The sequence below is a fragment of the Streptomyces milbemycinicus genome, from assembly GCF_002154605.1.
Classification (GTDB): Bacteria; Actinomycetota; Actinomycetes; order Streptomycetales; family Streptomycetaceae; genus Streptomyces; species Streptomyces milbemycinicus.
This window is the reverse complement of the sequence record NZ_MUNE01000233.1, coordinates 1-653: the sequence shown is the minus strand read 5'-3', so window position 1 is coordinate 653 and position 653 is coordinate 1. Positions and strand designations below refer to the sequence as shown.

Here is a 653-nt window from a genome sequence, read left to right as displayed (position 1 = left end):
CCCTCGCCGCCGAGGGCGAGCCCATGGCAGCCCGTGTCGTGGACGAGGCCGCCCGGGCCCTGGGCACGCTCGTGGCCCAGATCGCCAACTTCGTGATGCCGCAGAAGATCCTGCTGGCGGGTGAGGGGGTGGGCCTGGTCGATGTGGCCGGCCCCACGGTGGAGGACGCCATCCTCGCCAACCGCCACCCCCAGGCCGACCCCGTCAACCTGGAGACCAGGGTCTCCGACTTCCATGACTGGGCCCGCGGCGCCGCCGTTCTGGCCATCCAGGTGCTGGTCCTGGGGGCGGCCGAGGGCTGACGGTCAGCCGCGCGGCTCCACCGCGTCCACCGCGTAGCCGGGCACGGACGGCCAGCGGACCGTCAGCACCACCGACTCCTCCTCCGCGATCCAGGAGTGGTCGACCCCGCGTCCCCATACGACGTAATCGCCCTGCTGTTCCAGGAGGACGCTGCGGCCCGGCAGCTCGACGCGGAAGCGGCCGCTGATGAGGACCAGCAGCGCGGTCCGCTCCTCGCCGCGCACCCACTGGGCTCGCTCGTCACCCGGAGGGTGCACACCCCACTTGATCTCCACGGCATCGCTGTGGCGGGGATCGTCGGCGTCCTTGAAGTGCCCGAGGATCCAACCCCGGTCCAGCGCGGCGTCCTT

At 72.3% G+C, this 653-nt stretch carries 2 protein-coding genes; one reads left to right on the top strand and one right to left on the bottom strand.

Features of this window, described 5'->3' with window-relative positions:
- The coding region (locus tag CCN51_RS19820; protein ID WP_143675849.1) for an ROK family protein at positions 1 to 302 on the top strand (302 nt) is incomplete at its 5' end.
- A 3-nt stretch (positions 303 to 305) separates the two neighbouring features.
- Here CCN51_RS19820 and CCN51_RS19815 read toward each other — a convergent pair.
- Positions 306 to 653: cupin domain-containing protein (locus tag CCN51_RS19815; RefSeq protein ID WP_107426011.1), on the bottom strand; the 348-nt coding region annotated here is incomplete at its 5' end.